Genomic DNA, 14,995 nt, shown 5'->3' with positions numbered 1-14,995 from the left:
TCTTAGCCCTACCCGTGCCCGATCATGCCAAATGCTTTAAGAATTGGTGCAACCTCTACACCTCCTACATCATTCTGATCATCAGCAAAATATATTCAGCTCAATCATTACAAAAACTGGTTAGGCCTTCACTTTTGGTGCGCCACTTGCAAAATTGGGTCAGGTGCGCATGGGGGTGTGCATGGCTTTGAACTCCGTAGGCGACACCTCGTACTTGCCCTTGAAGGCGGTGGAGAAATAAGAGGGCGAGGAGAAGCCGGTCTGGTACGCCACCTCCGCTACCGTGCTGCCTTCCTGCAGCAGCAGCTGCCGGGCCTTAGTGAGGCGCAGCCCCTGGATGTACTCGTTCACCCCGAAGCCCAATAGCGCCTTCACCTTGCGGTAGAGCTGCGTGCGCGATACGCCCAGGCTGTGGGCAATACCGTCCACGCTCAGGTCGGGCTGGTCGAGGCGGCCTTCGATGATGGCCGTGAGGTCGGCCAGGAACTTCTGATCGACGCGCTGCGGGGCCACGGTGGGCGTGGCGCCCGAGAGCTGCCGCCGGAAATGCTCGCGCTGCTGGTCGCGGTTGCGCAGCAGCGTGCGCAGGCTTTCCAACAGAAACGTGGGGTTGAACGGCTTGGTGAGGTAGAGGTCGGCGCCGGCCTGCACGCCTTCCACCTGCTGCTCGGGCGCGCTGCGGGCCGTAAGCAGCACCAGCGGAATGTGGCTGGTGCGCCAGTCGCCTTTCAGGGCGGTAGCCACCTCCAGGCCGCTGAGCTCGGGCATGTTCACGTCGCACACTATCACGTCGGGGATGGTTTCGGCGGCCAGACGCAGGCCGGTGGCCCCGTCGGCGGCGGTGCTCACCCGGAAGTGGGGCTGCAGCTTCTGCACCAAAAAGTCGCGCAGCTCGTCGTGGTCTTCGATGATGAGCGCCGTAGGCTCGGGCAAAGCCGGCGCGGCAGTGTCGGGCGGCGGGGCAGCGGCCGCAAGCGGCACTTCGGCGTCCTCGTCGAGGGTAAGCGGCGTGAGAATATGGCCGACCGGGGCTTCCAGGAAAGAGGCGGGCTTGGTGAGCGGCAGCGTCACGTCGAAGGTGGTGCCGTGACCGGGTCGGCTCCGGAACGAGAGCGTGCCCTGGTGCAGGCGCGTGAGGCCCTCGGCCAGCGCCAGCCCCAGCCCCGAGCTGTTGGCCGACTGCTGCTGGCCCTGGTAGAACCACTCCAGAATGTGGGGCTGATCGGCCTCAGCAATGCCCTGGCCGTTGTCTTCGACGCTGATGCGGACCGTATCGGCGGCGGCATCCTGCTGCATACTCACCACAATCCGGCCGCCGTCGGGCGTGTACTTGAAGGCGTTGGAAAGCAGGTTGAAGAACACCTTGTCGAGGATGTCGCCGTCAAACCACAGGAAGATGACAGGCTCGGCGGGCAGAAACCGGAAGGTGATATTGCGCTTCTGGGCGGTTTTCTCGAACACGTCCATGATTTCGCGCACAAACTCCACCAGGTTGCCTTCCACGGCGCGCACGGCCATTTTGCCCACGTCGATTTTGCGGAAGGCCAGCAGCTGATTGACCAGCTGCATGAGGCGCTGGATGTTACGGCGCACCAGGGCCAGGTCGTGGCGCTGGGCCGGCGAGAGGTCGGTGGGACTGGCCATCATGTCTTCTACCGGTCCCAGAATCAGGGTGAGGGGCGTGCGCAGCTCGTGCGAGAAGTTGGTGAAGAAGCGCATCTTGGCTTCGGAAGAGCGGCGGGCGTCCTCGGCCAGCTCAGCAATCTGGTTGCGCTGAGCGCTGATTTCGGCATTCTGGCCTTCCACCATGCGCCGGATGCGGCGGTTGAGGCGCGACGAGCGCCAGGCCAGCGCCCCTAGCACCACCGCGCCCAGCAAACTGGCCAGCAGCAGATACACGGTCAACTCCTGGTTGGCGTAGCGGCGCTGCTGCTCGCGCAGGTGGCGCTGCTGCCCTTCCAGATCCTGCTGCTGGTTGACCAGCTGCTCGGTTTGGGTGCGCATGGTGGTCACATTCGACGAGTCGATGACCATGGTGCCCAGCACGTTGTCTTTCATGAAGGGTTCGTGCCGCAGGATGCGCAGGGCCGTGCGGATGGCTTCCTCGCCCCCGGTCTGGTAGAGCAGCGTGGCTTGGATGATGCCCTCTTCCACCAGCTGCAGGCCATTGCCGGGCCCGGCCAGCCCATCCACCCCAATGATGCGGATACGCTGCTCAAGGCCCAGGCGGCGCACCACCTGGTAGGCGGCCTGGGCCATGGGGTCGTTGTGGGCGAAAATGAGGCTGGTTTCGGGGTGGGCGCGCAGCACTGCGGGCAGCCGCTCCAGCACCGAGCCGGGTTGCCAGTTGCCTTCTACCTGCGCCGCCAGATGCAGCCCCGGATGCGCCGCCAGCGCCTGCCGAAACCCCTTGTCGCGGTCGGCGGCGGGCGACGAGCCGGGCGTGCCCGTCACTTCAAGCACCTGCCCGCGGCCCTGCAGCAGCTGGGCGGCGTAGTGGCCGGCCGTACGGCCCACTTCCAGGTTGTTGCCGCCCACGTAGGCCGTGTACAGGCGTGAGGTGGTGCGGCGGTCCAGAATCACGACCGGAATACCCTGGTTGTAGGCGGCCTCGGCCAGCTCGGTGAGGGGGCCCGACTGGTTGGGCGAAATCAGTAGCAGATCTACCCGCTGCCGGATCAGCTCCTGCACCTGCCGGCGCTGCAGGTCACTGTCGTTGTGTGCGTCCAGCATCTGAAACTGCACGTTCGGATGGAAGCTCAGCTCTTTCTGCATGCCCGCCAGCATGGCCCGGCGCCAGGCATCGTTGGTGGTGCACTGCGAAAAGCCGATGCGGTACACCGGCTCCTGCGCCGCTGACTGGCAGCCGGCTACCAGCCCCAGCAGCAGCAGCAGCAGCAGCCAGCTCCACCGGGCTTTTGCCCCCGCCAACTGCAGAATGCCGACACTACGCGTAGGCTTTACCACTACTGCTAATCCAACCATACATAATAGAAGCGAATCTGGTAATGAGGTTCACCCGGCCCCCCACCGCCGCCGCGAAGGAAGCCGGGGCACCTCGGCTAATTCGTTAATGTAAAGCGTTTTTCCGTAACCCGGCGTGCGGGCCCGGCCAACTGCTGCCCGCCCCTGCATGCCGGCCACGCTCACCAAAGCCCCGGCACGCAGCAAGACAGCACTCGCGAAATACACCAGACCGGCTGACACCGGCATTTCAGAAACAAATTTCATTTATGACGTAAAAATACGTCATACTATGTCGTACATTTACGTCATAAGCTTCCGTTGCCGACTGCAAGCTGTCCCAGCCTGCCGCTGCCACCACCGAGCCTTCTGTTTCTGCCCCATGACCTACGCCAAAACCGCCGCCTTCACCGAGGAGCAACAGCAGCTGGCCCGGGTGGCCAAGGCGCTGGCCCACCCGGCCCGCGTGGCCATCATCCAGCTGCTGGCCAGCAAGCAAACCTGCATTTCCGGCGACATTGCCGCCGAGCTGCCCCTGTCGCGCACCACCGTGTCGCAGCATCTGCAGGAGCTGAAGGCGCTGGATCTGATCCGGGGCGAAATCGACGGGCTGACCGTGTGCTACTGCCTCAACACGGAGCTGCTGCGCCAAGTGCAGCAGCAGTTCGCCGCCTTCTTTATCGAGGCCACCAGCAGTTCTGCCTGCGGCCCAACCGATGCCTGCGGCTGCTAGGCGCGGCCCGTTTTCTGTTTGATTTTTCCACCTTCTTCGCCTTGGGAACCATGAAAATATCCGAAATGAAGCACGCTCTGGCGGGCCTGGAGGCCGTCAGTTTCCGGCTGCCCGATGGCACGCAGCTGCCCGCGCACTTCCACGTCACGGAAGTGGGGTTGGTGAGCAAGCATTTTATCGACTGCGGCGGCGTGGAACGGCGCGAAACGGTGGCCAACTTCCAGCTCTGGGAAGCCGGCGACTACGACCACCGGCTGGCCCCGCAGAAATTTCTGCACATCCTGAATCTGTCGGAGAAAATCCTGGGGCCCGATGACCTCGACATTGAGGTGGAGTACCAGCAGGCTACCATCGGCAAGTTCGGCCTGCGCTTCGACGGCCAGGATTTTCACCTCACGCCCAAGCAAACCGCCTGCCTGGCCCAGGATGCCTGCGGCATTCCGGCGGCTTTCATTCCGCTGGGCCAGCTGCAGCCGGCCACCTGCACGCCGGGCGGCGGGTGCTGCTAGTCGGGCGGCCTTACCTTCCGGTCGTCTACCCCGTTTTTCCCTGCCCATGACTCCGAAAAACATTCTGGTGCTGTGCACCGGCAATTCCTGCCGCAGCCAGCTGCTGCACGGCTATCTGGCCAGTATGCTGGGCCAGCGCGCCGCCGTGTACAGCGCCGGCGTGGAAGTGCACGGCCTGAACCCGCGGGCCGTGCGCGTGCTGGCCGAAGATGGCCTCGACATCAGCCAGCACACCAGCAACCACGTGGACGAGTACGCCGCCGTGCCGTTCGACTACGTCATCACCGTCTGCGACCATGCCCACGAAGTGTGCCCGGTATTTCCTGCCTCGGCCCGAAAACGGCACCACAACTTCCCCGACCCGGCCAAAGCCACAGGCACTGACGAGGAAGTGATGCAGCAGTTTCGGATGGTGCGCGACCAGATAAAAGCTTACGCCCAGGCTTTCGTGCGGGAGGAATTTGCGTAGCGCATGCCTGAACCAGCTGACCTGATGCAGACACCCACAGCTATTGACGTACTGGTAATCGGGGCCGGGCAGAGCGGGCTGGCCGTGGGCTACTACCTGCGCCGGGTCGGCCTCTCCTTCGTGCTGCTCGACGACCAGCCCCAACCCGGCGGCGCGTGGCAGCACGGCTGGGACTCGCTGCGCCTGTTCTCGCCGGCCGATGCCAGCTCCCTGCCCGGCTGGCTCATGCCCCGCCCACCCGACAACGGTTTCCCCGCCCGCGCCGCCGTTATCGACTACCTCACGCAGTACGAAGCGCGCTATGCCCTGCTGGTGCGGCGGCCCGTGCGCGTGGCCGGCGTACGCCGGCTGACGGCGGGCTTCGTCGTGCAGACCGACGCCGGAACGTGGCAGGCGCGGGCCGTGGTGTGCGCCACCGGCAGCTGGAGCCAGCCCTACATCCCGCCCTACCCCGGCCGCGAAACATTTGCCGGCGTGCAGCTGCATTCGGCCCGATACCAGGATGCCACCCCCTTCGCCGGCAAACGGGTGCTGGTGGTGGGCGGGGGCAATTCCGGGGCCCAGGTGCTGGCCGAAATGTCGAGGGTGGCCAAAACGACCTGGGTCACGGAACAGGAGCCGCGCTTCCTGCCCGACGACGTGGACGGCCGGGTGCTGTTCATGCAGGCCACGCAGCGCTACCACGCCCAGGTCGGCGCGGCTCCACTCCCGCCCCCCACCCTCGGCGACGTGGTGATGGTGGACTCGGTGCGTGAAGCCCGCCGCCGGGGCGCCCTTGGCAGCGTGCGGCCTTTTGCGCGGTTCACGGCCACGGGCGTGGTCTGGCAAGGCGGGCGGGAAGAAGCCGTGGATGCCGTTATCTGGTGCACGGGCTTCCGGCCGGCGCTGCCGTTTCTGGCGGGTCTGGGTGTGGTGCTGGCCGATGGCCGCGTGGCCACCGCAGGCACCCGCGCCACTGCCGCCCCCGGCCTGTGGCTGGTCGGCTACGGCTCCTGGACGGGGTTTGCCTCCGCCACGCTTATTGGCGTAGGCCGCTCGGCCCGGGCTACCGTCGATGAAATCAAGGAGTTTCTGGCGGCTCCGGAAGCCTGATCCGTTAGCGCAGGGAGCATACCGGCAGCTATGCCCTCACCCCGCACCTGTCCCTCACCACCGACTGGGCTACGGGTTTCGGCCGGTTGCGCAACGTGTATTCGGGCAACTAATACACGTTCGGGCTGGCCTGGGAATGGTAGCCACGCCAAGCCAGAACAAAAAAAGCGTCGTCTGCTCAGAGCAGACGACGCTTTTTGTACGTGCGCCAGTATCAGGGGAAGGCTGATTCTGTGCGAAAAAGCTGACTAGAAGCTGTCGTTATCGAAGTCCGTGCTGCGCTCAGCCGACGTGCTGCCGCGGTACACCGACTCGTTGCTGGGCTTCCACTTCGATTCGGCGTTGGGCGTGTAGCGCGAGCCTGCTACCGACGGCTTGCTACTTTTGCTGCGCAGGGCCAACCAGCTCAGGCCGCTCACCAGCAGGGCACCACCCACTACTTTCTGGGTAGGCGTCAGCGAGTTCACCTGGTTCAGTGCCTTGCTGCCGAGGTCCTTGAGCGACTGTGGCAGCTCGTTGATGCTTTTCGACCACTGATCCTGGTCGAGCCACGACTTGCGGCCGGCGTCCTTATCGGCACCAGCAATTACGCGGCTGATGCCTTCGGAGCGGTTGTCTTTATTGGCCGTAGGAGCAGGGATGGCAGCGGCTGCCGGAGCAGACTGGCTGCTGCGGGCCGCATCGGGTGTGGCGCTGGCCGAAAGAGCCGCCGCCGGCAATGTGGCCGAAGAGGAAGGAGAAGCGGGCTTATTGGCGGCGTTGGCGGCGGAAGAATTCTGGCCGGCATTCGGCTGGTTTTGCTTGTTATCCATGATAGTAGAAGGTTAGAAAGTAGATGACCTGTTGAAGTCTGCCGGTCGGCAGATTCCTGGTTGTATTCGAAAAAACCAGACGTGGGGTTGCCGATTTTCTTGGTAAGCGCTTGGCAGCGGCCCCACTATGCCACCCGCAGCCCGCTTTGCGCGCGGCCTAGTCCGGCCATAGGAATCGGTAGCGGCAGCTACCTGGTAAACTTCTGCGTCGGCTGGCCGTTTTTGCGGGAGCAGTCGGCTACCGGCCGCTTATTCCCTTCTCTCAGACTCTCATTATGGAGCAACGTTTCAAGAATAAAGTGTGCTTCGTGACGGGCGCAACCTCAGGCATTGGGCAGGCTGTGGCCATGCAGATGGGCCGCGAGGGTGGCCGCATCGCCGTATTGGGCCGCGACGCCCAGGACGGCCGCGCCATTGTGCGCGAAATCAAAGCCGCTGGTGGCGAGGCCATCTTCATCCGTACCGACGTCGGCCGCGACGCCCAGCTGGTGGCCGCCGTCAACAAAACGCTGGCTGCCTGGGGCCAGATTGATGTGCTGGTCAGCAACGCGGCCATGATGACTTTTGAGCCTATTCTCAAGCTCGACCCCAAAGACTGGGATACGCTCATGAACGTGAACCTGCGCAGCCTGTTCCGACTTACGCAACTGTGTTTGCCGCACATGAAGCACGGCAGCATTGTGGCCGTCAGCTCGGTGCATGCCCACCAGACTACGCCGCATGTGGTGCCCTACGCCGCCAGCAAAGGCGCCATGGAAGCCTTCGTGCGCGGCCTCAGCCAGGAAATTCCGCACACCCACGCCCGCATCAATGCCGTGGCCCCCGGTGCCGTAGACACGCCCATGCTCTGGAGCAACCCCAACGTCAAAAGCGGCAAGGAGAAGATTACCGGCCAGGTGGGCACGCCCGCCGAGCTGGCCGCCACCATCTGTTTCCTGGCCTCGCCCGAAGCCAGCTTCATCAACGGTACCACCCTGGTAGCCGATGGCGGCCGGCTGGCGGCGTTGTAGAGCGTAGCTGAGTACCTGCTGCGCAGGCAGCGTAGCCGTTGGTTGCGTACCTGTGGTTGCGCCCGCAAGGCAGTGGCCTAACCTTGCCGCCCGGCTCCCTCCTCCTGCAGGAAGAAGCCGGGCGGTTCAGCATTATGGCCGCACGCGCGGGACGAACACCTACTCAGCTGCTCAGCTACTTTTAGGCCCCTGATGCATGGTGGCCGGATCGGGCAGAGGCAGGCCACGGGCGTAGAGGGCGGCATTGCGGTGGCCGGCCTCCCGCGCCTGGGCTTCGAACGGGATGTTGTAGTAGCCGTGCCGGGCCCAGCCCAGCAGGTAGCGCCACAAGAAACCCACGCGGCCATACTGCTCAAACTGCCGGATGTGCTCCATTTCGTGCGCCACCCAGTAGGGGTCGTTCAAAAACTCCTCTTTCGTGGCTCCGCTCAGATGAATCTGCCGGCCCAATACCATAGCCACGCTGCCTGCCCCCAGCTTCAGGCGGGCCAGGCGGGCGAGGGGCGAATTTTCGATGATGCGGGGTGTTGCCATATGTGAAAAACCGGGCGCGTTATACGGTACAGGATAGCACGATGGTTGTACTACCTTCCAAAATAATTTAAATAAAAAATGTAATTCTGAAAAGAATATTTACCTTTCCCTCAGCGCAAGCTAGGCAGTTCCCAAACTTTAGCCTTAGCTTTAACCATCAGGGGAAAATAGAATTTGTCTATTTCTTCGGTTTTAAACGGTTTCTCAGACCTCTTTTTCATCTCGCTTCTATCGACGAAAGAAGTACTTCCTGGTTTCCCCGGCCCTAGCCGAAAACCAATTTTGCCACCCCACGACGGACAATGAAGAACCCACTCCTGTATTGCCTCGCCGCGGCCTCCATGGCCCTGTCTTTCTTCTTCGAACACACTCCTAGCGCCACCACCGCCTCAGCCCCAGTTGCTGCCGAAGCGTCTTTATTCGCCGGTTTCTCCCTCGGTGAGGAAGAGAAGCCCGCCGCAGCCGCCAGCGACTCGGCCGCCTACGACTACTACGGGCAGGCCCTGGGCCTGCACCTCGCCCGCACTGAAAACACCACCCTGCTGCGCACCGTGCTGGACTGGATGGGCACCCCCTACCGCTACGGCAGCAACTCCAAAAGCGGCACCGACTGCTCCGGTTTCGTGACCCGCGTCTTCAAGGAAGTATACGGCATCACGCTGCAGCGCAGTTCCCGCTCCATGTTCAGCAGCGTGAAGCACGTGGCCAAAACCGAAATGGAAACCGGCGACCTAGTATTCTTCCGTCGGGGTCCGGGCCAGCCCATTTACCACGTAGGCATCTACCTCAAAGACGGCAAGTTTGCCCACTCAGCCTGCAACGGCGGCGTGATGGTCAGCTCGCTTAGCCAGGCTTACTACCAGCGCAACTTCTACGCCGCTGGCCGGGTTGCCACCAACTAGCCTTTCGCTCCTGGAGCAGAAGACGCCCGACTCCCACAGGAGTCGGGCGTTTTTTATGCGGGCTCGTAGCGCAGGATAACCATTTTGCGCTGAAACAGTATAGGCAGGCAGTGGCCAGACCGCGCACAGGTTAGTCCCATTCACCCAGCTCTTTCTACCCCTTACTCTTCCTTCCTGATGGATAACTCCACTCCCAAAGGCGAAACCATTGCCTCCTCCCCCATATTCAAGAAATTCGTTGGCAAGGCTGAGGAATACATCAAGAAGCCGACCCGCGTCAAGCAGCTGCTGAACGATGCCTATACCAAGGCCAGCGAGAAAAACGACCTGGGCACGATTGCCCACGAAGCCTGGGAAACCCTCCAGACGCTGCTGCGCCTGATTCGGGCCTCTATTTCGGGCGAGTACACGGGCCTGCCCACCAGCACCGTAGTGGGAGCCGTGGCCGTGACCATCTATTTCCTGAGCCCCATCGACCTGATTCCCGACTTCATTCCGGTGTTGGGTCTGCTCGATGACGTGGCCCTGGTAGCTTGGTTCAGCACCACTATCAAGGAAGAAATGGACCGGTTTGCTGAATGGGAGAAAACCCGCCCGATGGTGGTAGAAGAATCCCGGCCGTTTGAGGATAAAGCCTCGGCCGGCGCCCCCAAAACTGCGCCGGTGGAAGCGCCTGCCCTGCAGTCTACCAGCGCCGCCCTCTCCGATATAGCGGCCAACACCACCGATAGCAGCCGCGAGCCCAGCACGTCATCCGAGGCGCGGCCAGCCGGTGGCGATGCTGGCGGCAACGTCCGCTAATTTCCGGCACATTCCGAACACACAAAAAGGCCCTGCATTAGCTGATGCAGGGCCTTTTTGTGTGTTCGGAATGCCGATGTGGGGGCGGCTGCGCGCCGGCGGGTATGGTTAGGCTGCTTTGGCGTGCGAGGCAACGTAGCTCACAAAGTCGCCGACCGTGGCCAGCGGCACTTCGTCGGGGATGGTGATGTGGAAGTTGCGCTCCAGCTCCAGGATGATATCGACCACATCGACGGTGTCGAACCCCAGCTCGCGGCTGAGGTTGCTGCCGATGCGCAGACGCCGGGCCTTGATGGCCTTACGCTTGCTGATGATGCGCAGCACCTGCTGCTGAATGGACTTGGCGGCGGAGGTCGTTGAGGTGATCATAGGAACGACGGAAACGTGGGGTACTGAAAAAAATTGCGGTGGCTTGGCCAGCCAGTCCTGCGGGCGCCCGTTCGGGCGGAGGAGTTCGGGAACCGGGCCAATGGTTGCACCGCGCCGGCAATAAACCGCCGGCAGTAAAAATTCCGGGCCGGCAGCAGCTGCCGCCGGCCCGGTAACTGCTTACACTTCTTCTTCTACAAAAATGGGAGGCGTGGCAGCCCGTACCTCGTCGTGGCTGACAACAGGTTCCGGCTGCTTCTGCACGCGCAGCTTCAGGCTTTCGGTGAGCAGGTACATCACGGGCACAACCAGCAGCGTGATACCGGTGGCAAACACCAGACCGAAGATGATGGTCCAGGCCAGCGGGCCCCAGAACGTTACCGATTCGCCGCCGATGAAGAAGTTGGCGTGGCCGGAGTTGAACAGCTCGTAGAAGTCGATGTTCAGGCCGATGGCCAGCGGAATCAGACCCAGCGTGGCGGCCGTAGCCGTCAGGATTACCGGGTTGAGGCGGGTGCGGCCGGCCAGCACAATGGCTTCGCGCAGCGGCATGCCCTGGGCCCGCAGAATGTCGGTGAATTCCACCAACAGAATACCGTTTTTCACCACGATACCTGCCAGCGCAATAATGCCTACACCGGTCATTACAATGCTGATGTTCATACCCGTGATGGCCAGGCCCAGCAGTACCCCAATCACCGAGAAGATGATTTCGGTGAGGATGATGACCGGCTTGCTCACCGAGTTGAACTGCATCACCAGAATCAGGAAGATCAGGCCAATGGCGCCCACGGCAGCAATGCCGAGGAAGTCGGAGGTTTCCTGCTGGTCTTCCTGCGCGCCACCCATCTTAATGGTGTAGCCAGCCGGCGTCGGGTACGATTTCAGGGCCGTTTCGATCTGGCGCACCACGTCGGGGCCGGTGAAGCCGTTGAGCACGTTCGAGGAGATGGTAATCACGCGTTTCACGTCCTTGCGCTTGATGCCGCCGTAGGTGGTGCCGTAGTTCACGTCGGCTACCGACGAGATGGGCACCTGCCGGATGGCGCCGGTGGCGTCGCGGAAGGTCAGCGGCGAGTTCAGGATGGCGTCGATGTCGGAGCGGTAAGGCTCGGAGTAGCGCACCTGAATCGGGTACTCGTCGTCGGGAGTTTTGAATTTACTGGCCTCAGTGCCGTAGATGGCGGTGCGCACTTCCACCCCAATCTGGGCGGTGCTAATGCCTTCCCGGTTGGCGCGGGTCCGGTCGATGTTGACGGCAATTTCGGGGTTGCGGTCTTCCAGGTTGGAGCGCAGCTGCTCGATGCCGCCGATGCCGAGCGAGTCGATGTGGCGAGACACTTTCTTGGAGAGCTTGGCCAGGGTGGCGTAGTCGTCGCCGGCTACTTCAATGGCAATCGGCTTGCCGGTGGGCGGCCCGCTCGACTCCTGATCCACGGCCACTTCGGCGCCCGGAATGCCTTTCACGGCCTCCCGGATTTTGTCCATGTACGTGGCCGTGGCCGGGCCAGTCCGCTCGCTCATTTCCTTGAACGCCACGGCCACTTTCGCCAGGTTGGACTGCGACGTACCGGCCGCCGAGGCTTCGCCGGGGTCGGAGGCGCCGATGGCCACGTTGGTAATCACCGATTCCACGTCGGGGTTATCCTTGCCGATAACGGTGTAGATGCGGTTTTCCAGCACCCGGGCAATGGAGTCGGTGACGGTGACGCGGGTACCCACCGGCATCTTGAGGTAGGTGTACACGAACTTAGGGTCGCCTATCGGGAAGAAGTCTACCTTGGGCTGACGGGCCGCAATAGCGAAAACCGACACAAAGAATAGCACCACCATGCTGGCCATCACCAGTACCGGGTGGCTGATGGCCCAGTTTACGAGGCTGGCATAGCCGTCCTGGAAGCGGGGCAGCGCCTTGGTCTGGAACCAGGCAATCATGTGCACGAACACGAAGCGGTTCAGAATCACGAGCACCATCAGCGTCAGCATCAGGTTGCCGACGAACATAGAGCCCGCCACGTAGCCGACGCCTGCAATCAGCACCATCACGCCCAGCGCAATGAGGAAGTTACGGTCCCACTTGGGCTTTTCGCCGGTGTGGTGGTCTTCGCGCTCCATGAAGCTCACGGCAAACACCGGGTTCATGATGAAGGCCACAATCAGCGACGACATCAGCGTCAGGATCAGCGTGACAGGCAGATAGAACATGAACGAGCCCACGATGCCGGGCCAGAACATGAGCGGCACGAACGGCGCTACGGTGGTGAGCGTGCCGGCCAATACCGGAATGAACACCTCGCCGGCCGCGTATTTGGCGGCCTTGGCGGTGGTGAGGTTGGGGTGCTCGTGCAGCAGGCGGTGAGTGTTTTCAATCACCACGATGGCGTCATCGACCACGATACCCAGTGCCAGCAGGAAGGCGAAGAGCACAATCATGTTCAGGGCAAAGCCGAAGCCGGGCAGCAGCACGAAGGCCAGGAACATGGAAATCGGCACCGAAAGGCCCACGAACAGGGCATTGGTGGTGCCCATGAAGAACATCAGAATCAGCGTCACGAGGATGAAGCCGATGATGATGGTGTTGATCAGGTCGTGGAGCGTAACGCGGGTGTCGTTGGACGTGTCGCCGGTGACGGTGATGGTCAGCTCGGTGGGCAGCGTCTTCTTCGACTCGGCAATAACTTCCTTGATCTTGTCGGAGGCGTCAATCAGGTTTTCGCCCTGGCGCTTGATAACGTTCAGGGTCACGGCGGTTTTGCCGTCGAGGCGGGCGAAGGACTCTCGGTCCTTGAAGCCGTCGGTGACGGTGGCAATGTCGCCGAGGCGCACGGCCGCGCCGTTCAGGTTCTTCACCTGGATGTTGGCAATGTCGGCGGCGCGCACGTACTGGCCGGCCACGCGCACGGCCCGCTTCTGGCTGCCCACGTCAATGGAGCCACCCGAAATGGTGATGTTCTCGCGGCCGATGGCGGCCGAAATATCCGAGAAGCTCAGGCGCGAAGCCCGCAGCCGGTTCAGGTCCACGTCCACGTTCACCTGCTGGTCCAGAGCCCCGATGATGTCCACGCGGGTGATTTCGGGCAGGGCCTCAATCTTGTCCTGGAAGTCGTCGGCGTACTTTTTCAGCTGGCTCACGGGCAGGTTGCCGGCCAGGTTGATGTTCATGATGGGCAGCTCCGACAGGTTCACTTCCTGCACGGTAGGCGGCGAGGGCAGGTCGTTGGGCAGCTCGTTCTGCGCCTTGTCCACCGCGTCCTTGATGAGCTGCTTGGCGTACTGCACGTCCACGCCGGAGGTAAACTCCACGTCCACGATGCAGTAATCCTGGTTGGAGGTCGAAGAAATCTTCTTCACGCCGTTCACGCTCTTGATTTCCTTTTCCAGCTGCCGCGTCACCAGGTTTTCGATGTCGGTAGGCGACGTGCCGGGGTAAATCGTGGCCACGATGATGCGCGGAATCACGATATCCGGGAATTTCTCCTTGCCCAGCTTGATATAGGAGAAGATACCCATCACGCACAAAATGAGCGTGATGATGTAGATACTGGTTTTGTTGTCGATGGACCAACTGGTGGGGCCAAACTCTTTTTCTGGATCCTGCATGATGGGGTCTTTGCGGGGTGAACGAAACCGCCGGCCTCAACTGAGGCCGGCAGTTGCTCTGCTACAGCGTTACCGCCTGTCCTTCGTTCAGATTCTGATAGCCGGCCGAAATTACCTGGTCGCCGGTTTGCAGGCCACTGGTTACTTCCACCTTGCCGTTGTAGGTGTTGCCGATCTGGATGATGCGCTTGGCGGCCACTTTCTTGCCGCCCTTTTCATCTACCACCAGCACGAAGCTGTTTTGTTCGTCTTTCTGCACCAGGTCAACGGGCAGCACGGTGGCGTTCTGGCGGTCGTAGTTCTGGATGCGCACATTGGCCACCATGTTGGGGCGCAGCTGGCCGGCTTTGCCGGGGCTGTTGAGGCGTAGCTCGGTAGTGAAGGTGCGGCTGGTGGGGTTGATGGTGCTGGTCACGACACGCACAGTAGCGGCCGCTTCCTCACCGCCTAAGTCCGGAATGGTCACCAGGGCTTTATCCCCGACTTTCACGCGGTTGGCGTAGGCTTCCGACACATCTACCACAATCTTGCCGGTACCGCCGCCGCTCAGCAGCTTCACCACGGGCGCGCCGGGCGCTACGGTTTCGCCGAGCTTGGGCAGCACATCATCCACGGTGCCCGCAAACGGCGCCACCACGGTGTAGAGGGCGCGCTGCTGGTTGATAGTGGCCAGGTTGCGCTGCAGCGCCTGGTAGTTGTTTTTGGCCTGCAGGTACTGGATTTCGGTGCCGATTTCCTGTTTCCAGAGGCGGCTTTGCTTTTCATAAATCACGCGGGCTAGGTCCATGCGGGTGCGCAGCTCAGCAATGTTGGCATCGAGGACGCTGGCGTCTACGGTGGCCAGGGTCTGGCCCTTGCTCACCCGGTCGCCGCGCTGCACCCGCACGCTGGTGAGCGTGCCGGCAGCCCGGGCAGCCACGGTGGCGTTCTGGTCGAAATCAACGCGGCCCTGCACTTCCAGGTAGCTCTTGAAGTCTTCGGACGCCACCTTAATGACGGAAACAGGCGTGGTCTGGGCGGCAGCGCCTTCGGCGGGCTTGCCGGTTTTGGCTTCCAGCTCGGCTATTTTGGCCTGGTTGGCCGCCTGCTCCTTTTTGAGCGTGGCAAGTTCAGTGGCAGCATCTTTCTGACCGCAGGCGGCCAGCAGGGCCAGGGCCAGTACGGCCGAGGAAGTAACGTATTTCATGGAGAAGGAGGAGC

12 protein-coding genes and 1 pseudogene are annotated in these 14,995 nt (G+C 62.2%); 7 read left to right on the top strand and 6 right to left on the bottom strand.

Going from position 1 to position 14,995, the window contains the following annotated elements:
* Positions 1-159: 159 nt before the first annotated feature.
* Positions 160-2,985, bottom strand: a complete 2,826-nt coding sequence (locus tag O3303_RS17035) for a hybrid sensor histidine kinase/response regulator transcription factor (protein WP_269559574.1) — start codon at positions 2,983-2,985, stop codon at positions 160-162.
* Positions 2,986-3,346: 361 nt separating this feature from the next.
* On the opposite strand from O3303_RS17035, the gene O3303_RS17030 reads away from it, so the two are divergent.
* Genes O3303_RS17030 through O3303_RS17015 form a run of 4 tightly spaced genes read left to right on the top strand, consistent with a single transcriptional unit; the run spans position 3,347 to position 5,767 of the window.
* Positions 3,347-3,697: an ArsR/SmtB family transcription factor gene (locus O3303_RS17030; RefSeq protein ID WP_269559573.1), complete on the top strand. Its 351-nt coding sequence runs from the start codon at positions 3,347-3,349 to the stop codon at positions 3,695-3,697.
* Positions 3,698-3,747: 50 nt separating this feature from the next.
* Positions 3,748-4,206 carry a DUF6428 family protein gene (locus tag O3303_RS17025; protein ID WP_269559572.1) on the top strand — a complete coding sequence of 153 codons (459 nt, stop codon included), beginning with the start codon at positions 3,748-3,750 and terminating at the stop codon, positions 4,204-4,206.
* 46 nt (positions 4,207-4,252) lie between these two features.
* Positions 4,253-4,675: an arsenate reductase ArsC gene (locus O3303_RS17020; protein ID WP_269559571.1), complete on the top strand. Its 423-nt coding sequence runs from the start codon at positions 4,253-4,255 to the stop codon at positions 4,673-4,675.
* A 3-nt stretch (positions 4,676-4,678) separates the two neighbouring features.
* Positions 4,679-5,767 carry an ArsO family NAD(P)H-dependent flavin-containing monooxygenase gene (locus O3303_RS17015; protein ID WP_269559570.1) on the top strand — a complete coding sequence of 363 codons (1,089 nt, stop codon included), beginning with the start codon at positions 4,679-4,681 and terminating at the stop codon, positions 5,765-5,767.
* 248 nt (positions 5,768-6,015) lie between these two features.
* Here the strand turns inward: O3303_RS17015 and O3303_RS17010 are convergent, their stop codons facing one another.
* Positions 6,016-6,579 carry a hypothetical protein gene (locus O3303_RS17010; protein WP_269559569.1) on the bottom strand — a complete coding sequence of 188 codons (564 nt, stop codon included), beginning with the start codon at positions 6,577-6,579 and terminating at the stop codon, positions 6,016-6,018.
* 275 nt (positions 6,580-6,854) lie between these two features.
* On the opposite strand from O3303_RS17010, the gene O3303_RS17005 reads away from it, so the two are divergent.
* Positions 6,855-7,589, top strand: a complete 735-nt coding sequence (locus tag O3303_RS17005; protein WP_269559568.1) for an SDR family NAD(P)-dependent oxidoreductase — start codon at positions 6,855-6,857, stop codon at positions 7,587-7,589.
* Positions 7,590-7,760: 171 nt separating this feature from the next.
* On the opposite strand, the gene O3303_RS17000 is transcribed toward O3303_RS17005, so the two are convergent.
* Positions 7,761-8,123 carry a hypothetical protein gene (locus O3303_RS17000; RefSeq protein ID WP_269559567.1) on the bottom strand — a complete coding sequence of 121 codons (363 nt, stop codon included), beginning with the start codon at positions 8,121-8,123 and terminating at the stop codon, positions 7,761-7,763.
* Positions 8,124-8,425: 302 nt separating this feature from the next.
* On the opposite strand from O3303_RS17000, the gene O3303_RS16995 reads away from it, so the two are divergent.
* Entirely contained in the window at positions 8,426-9,025 is a 600-nt protein-coding gene (locus O3303_RS16995; RefSeq protein WP_269559566.1) for a C40 family peptidase, read from the top strand.
* 453 nt (positions 9,026-9,478) lie between these two features.
* Positions 9,479-9,556 (top strand): annotated as a pseudogene (locus O3303_RS16990) (YkvA family protein); the annotation flags it as partial.
* Between the two features lie 378 nt (positions 9,557-9,934).
* Here O3303_RS16990 and O3303_RS16985 read toward each other — a convergent pair.
* From O3303_RS16985 to O3303_RS16975, 3 genes are all read right to left on the bottom strand, one after another.
* Complete coding sequence (locus tag O3303_RS16985) at positions 9,935-10,195, bottom strand: acyl carrier protein (protein ID WP_269559565.1); 261 nt, start codon at positions 10,193-10,195, stop codon at positions 9,935-9,937.
* A gap of 180 nt (positions 10,196-10,375) precedes the next feature.
* Positions 10,376-13,795 (bottom strand): efflux RND transporter permease subunit, encoded by a 3,420-nt coding sequence (locus tag O3303_RS16980; protein ID WP_269559564.1) that lies wholly within the window; start codon positions 13,793-13,795, stop codon positions 10,376-10,378.
* A gap of 61 nt (positions 13,796-13,856) precedes the next feature.
* A complete protein-coding gene (locus tag O3303_RS16975) occupies positions 13,857-14,981 on the bottom strand; it encodes an efflux RND transporter periplasmic adaptor subunit (RefSeq protein ID WP_269559563.1) in 1,125 nt (374 codons plus the stop codon).
* Positions 14,982-14,995: the final 14 nt, after the last annotated feature.

Origin of the sequence: Hymenobacter canadensis, from assembly GCF_027359925.1 — a bacterium.
Classification (GTDB): domain Bacteria; phylum Bacteroidota; class Bacteroidia; order Cytophagales; family Hymenobacteraceae; genus Hymenobacter; species Hymenobacter canadensis.
The sequence above is the reverse complement of the archived record's forward strand: the minus strand, read 5'-3'. Positions and strand labels throughout refer to the sequence as shown.

Excerpts from the sequence above, each read along its gene's own strand:
- O3303_RS17035 (WP_269559574.1), bottom strand. The coding sequence starts at position 2,985 with ATGGTTGGATTAGCAGTAGTGGTAAAGCCTACGCGTAGTGTCGGCATT.
- O3303_RS17030 (WP_269559573.1), top strand. The coding sequence starts at position 3,347 with ATGACCTACGCCAAAACCGCCGCCTTCACCGAGGAGCAACAGCAGCTG.
- O3303_RS17025 (WP_269559572.1), top strand. The coding sequence starts at position 3,748 with ATGAAAATATCCGAAATGAAGCACGCTCTGGCGGGCCTGGAGGCCGTC.
- O3303_RS17020 (WP_269559571.1), top strand. The coding sequence starts at position 4,253 with ATGACTCCGAAAAACATTCTGGTGCTGTGCACCGGCAATTCCTGCCGC.
- O3303_RS17015 (WP_269559570.1), top strand. The coding sequence starts at position 4,679 with ATGCCTGAACCAGCTGACCTGATGCAGACACCCACAGCTATTGACGTA.
- O3303_RS17010 (WP_269559569.1), bottom strand. The coding sequence starts at position 6,579 with ATGGATAACAAGCAAAACCAGCCGAATGCCGGCCAGAATTCTTCCGCC.
- O3303_RS17005 (WP_269559568.1), top strand. The coding sequence starts at position 6,855 with ATGGAGCAACGTTTCAAGAATAAAGTGTGCTTCGTGACGGGCGCAACC.
- O3303_RS17000 (WP_269559567.1), bottom strand. The coding sequence starts at position 8,123 with ATGGCAACACCCCGCATCATCGAAAATTCGCCCCTCGCCCGCCTGGCC.
- O3303_RS16995 (WP_269559566.1), top strand. The coding sequence starts at position 8,426 with ATGAAGAACCCACTCCTGTATTGCCTCGCCGCGGCCTCCATGGCCCTG.
- O3303_RS16985 (WP_269559565.1), bottom strand. The coding sequence starts at position 10,195 with ATGATCACCTCAACGACCTCCGCCGCCAAGTCCATTCAGCAGCAGGTG.
- O3303_RS16980 (WP_269559564.1), bottom strand. The coding sequence starts at position 13,795 with ATGCAGGATCCAGAAAAAGAGTTTGGCCCCACCAGTTGGTCCATCGAC.
- O3303_RS16975 (WP_269559563.1), bottom strand. The coding sequence starts at position 14,981 with ATGAAATACGTTACTTCCTCGGCCGTACTGGCCCTGGCCCTGCTGGCC.